The organism is uncultured Campylobacter sp., from assembly GCF_963517995.1.
Taxonomy (GTDB): Bacteria; Campylobacterota; Campylobacteria; order Campylobacterales; family Campylobacteraceae; genus Campylobacter_A.
This window is the reverse complement of sequence record NZ_CAUQHQ010000153.1, coordinates 1-4,966: the sequence shown is the minus strand read 5'-3', so window position 1 is coordinate 4,966 and position 4,966 is coordinate 1. Positions and strand designations below refer to the sequence as shown.

Genomic DNA, 4,966 nt, shown 5'->3' with positions numbered 1-4,966 from the left:
GATCAGGATAAAGAGTATCACTACTTTATAAAGTATTTTGATAGGATTGGAGCTTATAAATTTCAACGAAAAGAATTTTCTACGTTTATGGGGTTGAGTAGCGAAAGTAAATATAAGGCCTCATCCGAAAAACTCTTTGAAGCGGCGGCTATGATACTGCCAAGCAGCGATGATAGACTTAGAATGATTGAGTACTATTTTTACTCGTTTCTTATTAGACATGAGGATATGCATACGAAAAATATATCGATTATTTACGATAACGGTAAAATTTTACTAGCTCCTCTTTACGATATCGCTTGCACGGGCTTTTACGAAGGTATCAAAAACTACGAATCGCATCTAAGTATAAACGGCAAGCAAACCAATATCAGATATAGCGACTTTATGGAGATAGTAAAAAGAGCCAAGGTTGATAGGGCTAAGTTTAATGAGTCTGCTAAAAATATCGTAGAAATTTATATAAAAAAGATGCCAAAGTATATAAAAAAGCTTGAAAAGCTGGATGGGCTGGACTTTTACAAAAAGGATAGAGTCGATGCCGAAGACAAGAGAATAAAAATAAAATCTAAAACCACGCTTGCAGATGTAATGATGAAGCACTTTGAGCAAAGGTGCGAGACCCTAAAAAGAAATGGATGGTTTGAGAAGTTGGGGATAAAGGTATGAGCATAAAAATGAATTTTTATACATCGTGTTATGTTAAAATTTTTTAACGCTTTTAACATAGTGTCACTGATATATTAAAAATTTTATATTTTTTAAGATATCGTAGGGTTTATATTAAAGTACCAGTCCTTGTTACAAAAATTCAAATAGTCTTAAATTTAAGAAGTAATTTATCTGATAGATTTGGTTTATGTATTTCTGCAAATTTAATGATACTTATTTTAATAAAAACGTAGGTGGCAGAGTCAAACGGATCTATCTGCCGAATGATGGCGGATTATACAATTTTTTAAAAAATTTTGCAATTTTTTTAAGAAAGTTAAAAAATTGTCTATATCGCAGCTAAATTGTCTACATTCTAGTTTATTTGATTGTCTGAATATTCAAAGAATGAGCCTAGTTCGTCTTGTATATATAACATCATTTTATCGCTATTGCAAATTCTTAAGAAGAATAACCATGTTTCCAAGAAGGCCTCTATAATGTTATTTTTAAGCATCCTTTCTATTCTATACTCATCCTAAACAGATATTTTTTGTAAATGGGCTCTGATGCCGGCGTCAAATTTGTTAAGCTTTATAAGGAGGCAGTTATTGTGAGCAGATAGATTTCTTAGCCATTTTACGCTATTCAGGCTAAGCATGTGTGATCCTAGTTTCTTGCCTTCGAGGAATTGCTTATTTTTTAAATAAAAGAATTTATATAAAAGCATAAAGTCATTAAAATAGCAAAAGCAAATGAAAAGTTGCTGTAATTAGTTATGTAAGAACTAAGCAAAAGGAGAAAAATAATGTGCTTAATGAATTATATAACGACCTAGAGTACAAAACGCTTCTTGAGCACATATCTAGCCAATATAAAGGAAAGGTGGTTTTAGACAGAAAGCAAACCGCAGCGGTTCTTGGTATTGGTATATCCACTCTTGATCTTCGTATATCGCAGGGTAGAGATATTCCACGTTATATCAAAATGGGAGATGCAAAGAATTCTCGCATAGCGTTTGCGATAACGGATATTGCGACTTATATTTTTCAAAAAAGGGTTAAAACATGCTCTTAATTTCTATAGTAGATAATAAAGAAAAGGACTAAAAATGAGTAATGCCCTTCAAATAGGTGGACACAGCCTAGTTCTTTGTGTAAGAAGCGAATTCTTGACGCTCAAAAAGGCTATTATAAGGTATGAGCACAATGTTAGAGAGATCAAACACGCCTCTAAGATCGGATATCTTAGAGGTAACAGCCGAAATAATAGATACATAGTGCTTACTGAATATAATGATAGCGGTAATATGCGAGAGATACCTAGTAGCGACAAGGAATTTAACAATAAAAAATACATAAAAAAACTCTTGCTGGAATATCACGAAAAGATGAAGGCCGACTACGAAGCCCAAACTAAAACCTATAAAAACGGCAAGGTGGTAAAGAATCGTTGGCGAGAAAACATGGTAGGATTTTCAGAGGTAGTTATTAGCTTTGGTACTCAAAGGCCAAAAGAGCCTAAAGAAGGGTTGAATCAAGCTGAAGTAAATATCGTTAACGCTCAAATTTCGCTTGACAGAGTCCTTAAATTTGCGAGATCGTACTGTGCCAAATACGGCGTTAAATGCCTGCTAATCACTGAGCATAACGATGAGAAGACTAAGCATTATCAGCTTATTTTTACGAATTACCAATTTGTAAATCACAAAAACCTTAGATTTGACGGCAAGGGCGAAACGCTAAAATTCGGTAGAAGCATGCAAAAAATGGGCGGTATAGCATTTGACGGCATCGCTCTAAGAGGCGAAATAGGCAGCAAGGCAAGACATAAAAATTTAAACCAAATGCACCTAGGCGAAAAAGAGTTTAACGACAAGCAAGAGCTAAAAAAGAAAATAAAGCAACTCTTGGTTAAGGAAGTGAAGAAATATACAAAAAAGGAAAAACCTATGTTCGGTAAAGAATATTTTAGAATAGAAGCCCAGGACAACAAAGCTTTCGTAGAAGAGCTTGTGAATTTGGTTTTAGAGCAAATGCAAAACAGTATAAGCATAATTACGGATAGCGAATTAAAGCAAAAATTAGAAGAACTAACTAGGCAACTTTTAAACAAAGGTGAAGTGATAGCAAAAAATAATAAACTAGAGCAATCTAATGAAGAGCTAGTCCGAGAGAATAAAAATCTAAAAGAGATTAACGCAAATCTAAACAACCAAGACAAAATTATAAAAGATAGAAATTTGCGAATAAGCAACCTCTCGGCCGAGCTAATCCAAAAAGATAACGAAAACATTAAACTGCAAAATCAAATAAAAAGCTTTGAAGCAGATAAAGAAAAAATAGAAGAATTAAAGCAAAAAGCAAGTCAAAGCGACATACTAAAAAGCGAGCTTGAAAAAGTCAATCAAGACCTAGAATATAAAGAAAAAACAAATCAATATTTAAAGCAAAGAAACGGATATTTAGAAGCATCCAAAATAAACGAAGAAGCCATAAAGAAAGATAACGATAATAAACAACTACAAATTGTTAAACTACAAACCTCTATAAATAGCAAAAATCGAAAAATATCTGAGCTGGAAGAAGAAGTAAAAGTTAAAGACGAAACGATAGAAAATTTACAGGATAAGTTATCTCTATTAGAAAACTTTAAAATGAAGGTTATTAGTTTTATCTCAAAAATAAGCAATCTAATACCGAATTTTAGTAAGCTATTGGATGATGAGCCTGTGGAGATAAAAAATGAGATAAAAGGCAAGATGTATAGTAGGGATGGGATGGAGATGTAATATACGGAGTTTATTTAATTTTGACTAAATTTTTTGGATATAATCTCGTATTTTCTAAACTTCTCATAATTTTTATTATAGGGAAGCTTTTAAAGGCAGCAAAATGACCGAAGAAGACGTAAAGCTAAAATTTATAACACCCGCCATCGAACAAGCCGGCTGGGACAAGATGAGTCAAATTTCTATGGAGTATCAAATAACCGATGGCAGAATAAATTTGATAAACAGCGTCGCAAAAAGGGATAAGGTCGGTATTAAAAAAGCCGATTATGTCCTAAGTTATCAGTTAAATTTGCCGCTTGCTATCGTAGAAGCGAAAGATGATAGTCATAGTATTAGGCATGGATTGGAACAAGCCAAAATGTATGCACAAATGCTTGATGCTCCATTTGCATATAGCTCAAATGGAAATGGCTTTATAGAATTCGATTTTTTGTCCGGCTCTCAGCGTGAGTTAGCTCTAAATGAATTTCCAACTCCAGATGAACTTTGGCAACGATTTTTGGAATATAAACATTTTTCATCAAGTGCTTTTAAAATCATACAGGAGCCATATTTTTATGACCAAGGTGCTAAAAAGCCAAGATATTATCAGCAGGTAGCCATAAATAGAGCCATTGAAGCCGTCGCTAACGGCAAAAAGCGACTGATGCTGGTTATGGCGACAGGCACTGGTAAAACTTATGTAGCTTTTCAGATTATTCATAGACTATATCGCGCTGGCGCAAAAAAGAAAATTTTATTTTTAGCAGACAGAAATATCTTGGTTGATCAAAGTGAAACCGGCGATTTTAAACCATTTGGTAACAAAATGACTAAGATAAAAGACAAACTACTTGATAGTTCGTATGAAATTTATCTATCGCTTTATCAACAGCTAGTAGACGAAGACGGCAACGAGCCGTTTCGCGAATTCAGCCCAGATTTTTTTGATTTAATCATCATAGACGAGTGCCACCGAGGATCTGCCAAAGAGGACTCACAATGGCGCAAAATTTTAGACTATTTTAAATCCGCTACCCATATCGGCCTTACGGCCACGCCTAAAGAGGATAATGAAATATCAAATAGTTCATATTTTGGGGAGCCTATCTATACTTATAGCCTAAAACAAGGTATAAATGATGGCTTCTTAGCCCCGTTTAAAGTTATCCGTGTTGGTATTGATGTGGATTTAATGGAGTATAGACCGCCAGAAGGCATTCTTGATGATTACGGTAATGAGATACCAGATAAAATTTACAACATAAAAGATTATGATAGAAATTTGGTTTTAACTAATAGAACAAAGCTTGTAGCTAGTCGCATAAGCGAATTTTTAAAAAGCACCGACCGCATGGCTAAAACTATAGTCTTTTGTGTAGATATAGAGCACGCACAAAGGATGTGTGAAGCATTAAGAAACGAAAATAGCGATTTGGTAAGACAAAACCCCAACTATATCGCCCAAATTACCGGCGACGTACCGAACGTAAATGCTATGGTAGAGAGATTTTCAAGACCAGATGAGGCATATCCTGTTAT

4 protein-coding genes are annotated in these 4,966 nt (G+C 34.2%); all 4 read left to right on the top strand.

Annotated elements, in window-relative coordinates; genetic code table 11:
* A partial coding sequence (locus RYL88_RS11450; RefSeq protein WP_314991427.1) for a HipA domain-containing protein occupies positions 1-669 on the top strand: 669 nt, incomplete at its 5' end.
* A 792-nt stretch (positions 670-1,461) separates the two neighbouring features.
* Positions 1,462-1,728 carry a hypothetical protein gene (locus RYL88_RS11445; RefSeq protein WP_314991425.1) on the top strand — a complete coding sequence of 89 codons (267 nt, stop codon included), beginning with the start codon at positions 1,462-1,464 and terminating at the stop codon, positions 1,726-1,728.
* Positions 1,729-1,762: 34 nt separating this feature from the next.
* Positions 1,763-3,442, top strand: coding sequence for a hypothetical protein (locus tag RYL88_RS11440; RefSeq protein WP_314991423.1), 1,680 nt, complete (start codon positions 1,763-1,765; stop codon positions 3,440-3,442).
* A gap of 103 nt (positions 3,443-3,545) precedes the next feature.
* A partial coding sequence (gene hsdR, locus RYL88_RS11435) for an EcoAI/FtnUII family type I restriction enzme subunit R (RefSeq protein WP_314991420.1) occupies positions 3,546-4,966 on the top strand: 1,421 nt, incomplete at its 3' end.